At 24.8% G+C, this 2,537-nt stretch carries 4 protein-coding genes; all 4 read left to right on the top strand.

Annotated features, from left to right (window positions below; all coding sequences use genetic code 11):
* Window positions 1–183: 183 nt before the first annotated feature.
* The 4 genes from Q1X91_RS15580 to Q1X91_RS15565 all read left to right on the top strand — a co-directional run bounded on the left by Q1X91_RS15580 (window position 184) and on the right by Q1X91_RS15565 (window position 1,950).
* The gene (locus Q1X91_RS15580; protein ID WP_300759527.1) at window positions 184–843 is read left to right on the top strand and encodes a hypothetical protein; all 660 of its coding nucleotides are present in this window, start codon (window positions 184–186) and stop codon (window positions 841–843) included.
* A 156-nt stretch (window positions 844–999) separates the two neighbouring features.
* Window positions 1,000–1,122 (top strand): hypothetical protein, encoded by a 123-nt coding sequence (locus Q1X91_RS15575; RefSeq protein WP_300759525.1) that lies wholly within the window; start codon window positions 1,000–1,002, stop codon window positions 1,120–1,122.
* Window positions 1,123–1,199: 77 nt separating this feature from the next.
* Complete coding sequence (locus Q1X91_RS15570) at window positions 1,200–1,502, top strand: hypothetical protein (RefSeq protein WP_300759522.1); 303 nt, start codon at window positions 1,200–1,202, stop codon at window positions 1,500–1,502.
* Between the two features lie 34 nt (window positions 1,503–1,536).
* Window positions 1,537–1,950: a hypothetical protein gene (locus Q1X91_RS15565; RefSeq protein WP_300759520.1), complete on the top strand. Its 414-nt coding sequence runs from the start codon at window positions 1,537–1,539 to the stop codon at window positions 1,948–1,950.
* Window positions 1,951–2,537: the final 587 nt, after the last annotated feature.

Below are 2,537 nucleotides of genomic sequence, written 5' to 3'. Positions count from 1 at the left end.
AATAAAATTTGTATTGATTTTTTCAGATTAGTAATTTATAATAAAATAAATTTATAAATACATTTAAATTTAAATTTAAATGTATTTAAACATTTAAATTATTTTAAATATATATTGATGGTATGATAACTAGCAATAAACATGAATTCATGTTTATATAAAAACAATTCAAAGGAGTTCAATATGAACAAAAAGATTTTATCAATTATTTTCACTTTATTTTTAGCAGGGCTTTTGTCTATCAGCTGTTCCAACAAAGACAAAACAGGACCTGGTGATAACAACGGCGGCGGAAGCTCTTCAGGACTTCCAACTGTTACAACAGACGGAGAAGGAGTAGGCAGCAGTTACAGACAATATAAATATGCTCCTACTACAGATTCGCCTTTTACTTTAACAGGTAACAATCCACAAAATCTAACATCTGCAAATGACTTTTTATTAAGCACATCTTCAAAAGATGCAAATCTGCAAGGAAAATATGAAGGCGGTATTTTAGTAAAAATGCCTTTGTTAAAAACATTAGGATTTACATCAGATCTTATAAGAATACTTCCAGAAAATATAGTACACACTGCATATGGATACGATATACATACACTTTATGTTTTAAATAATACTGAAGAAAAATTAGAATATATTGAATTAAAAGGCGAAAAAATAAAAATTGCTACATTCCTAGAAATGGATGAGGTGGGTGTTACATTAACAAAAATTACAAAAGAAAAAGATAAAGAAGCTGTAACTGAAACTTATAATTTAAAAGGAAGAGTTAAATTTTCAGAAAGCAGTACAAGCGTAACTCCTATAGAAGGTACACCAATAGATCCTAGCTATAAATAATAATTCCTATTTCTAAACAAAATATAAAAAGGGTTTTACTTTATACAACATCAAGTAAAACCCTTGATTTTTAATATCAAAATAATTTATAGTCAATAAAATGGATTAATATTATCTTTTAATAAATTTAAAAATATAAAAAGGATTATAAAAATAATGAACAAAATAAATATACACTTTATTTTTGCTTTATCTTTAATATGTTTATTTTATTTTAATCAAAGATCATATACAAAACAAAATAATCTCAGAGTGCCTGAATATGGAACAGGGGTATAAATAAAAGCTGGAATGACAGATTTTGTGTAGGTTTTGTACAAATAACTAAAAATAATTCTTCTTTAGGTGAAACACAAATGAGAGTTTTGGGCTCAAGAAATACGTACAGAGATAATGGTACTTTATTAATAAAACTGCCTTTAGAAGATTTATATATAAACAGTGAAATACAAGCAAAAAATATAGTTGAAATATCTTCATCAGAATTTTCTATACATGCAGTAGTATATGCAGAAAATAATGATACGCCTATAATATTTAAAACATCAACTTTTAGATATGAAAAGTCAGAGCTTTATATAAATGCTTCTCTTACTATAGGAGATGATGTTTATTATATAAAAGGCACATTAAAACATAATCCTAATTTCAGAGAATAAAAAATAATTAATTTATAATTTAAGGAGAATAAAAATGAAACTAAAATTCTTAATAGCAGTTTCAGCATTGTTATTTATATCATGCCAAAGCAAAGATGACGGCTGGTTCAAAAATGCCTGCAATAAATTCTACACAAACACTAAAAATCAATCAATACTTTTCATAGCAGATAAAGTTTTGGTGGGTGATGAAAAAACTGTGATTGATCCTCTAGGTTCATTAATAACTTTAGCTACTACTTCTGTAAAAGAAATAAAAAGTAAGAATGAAGCTGTATATACTATGGAGTTATTCAGTAAAGAGGATTTTTATTTTACTCTTGATGAAAACGGAAACAAATTAAATGCAGTGCTCTACAGTAATAATATGGAATTCTATTATAATGATGAGCTTACAAAAAAATTTCAAACTAATATAACAGAATATAATGCCACTAATAAAAAATAATAATTAAAAATAGTTAAACTGTTATAAGCATACAGTTTAACTATTAAAATAATTTTGTATATACCTAAACAAATACAGTTTATGAAAAAATAAATTTTTAAATTTTAGATTTGCAAGGCTTCACAGTCATGCCGCATACATGACAACTTCTTTAATATAAAAAGCATGCTTTCTGCTATGTTTTTCTTATTTTCTTCTTTTTATTTTGATATAAATAATATTTTTTAATATTCTCTCAATGACCGTAGACCTATTTTATATTTTCTTTTTATACTAGTAATAATAAATTCGAATACTAATATTAAATTTGATAGCATGCACTCTTTTATTTTTAGCTTTATTAATAATTATTACTATTTTTCTGATTTGTATTATATTGTTGCATAGGTATTCCTTTTTGTTTATTTGTGCTTATTTAAATTATAAGAAATACCTGCTTTTATTAAACTAAAAAGAATATCTATAGCTCTTAAACAAAAAAATTATTAAATTGTTTAAGAGCCATAGATATTGCACAGTTTTAGTTTAAAAAAAGGAGGTATTCCTTATAATTTAAATTATCACAACAAACAAAAAGGAATAGCTAT

Source organism: uncultured Brachyspira sp., assembly GCF_949287625.1.
GTDB lineage: Bacteria > Spirochaetota > Brachyspiria > Brachyspirales > Brachyspiraceae > Brachyspira.
The sequence above is the reverse complement of the archived record's forward strand: the minus strand, read 5'-3'. Positions and strand labels throughout refer to the sequence as shown.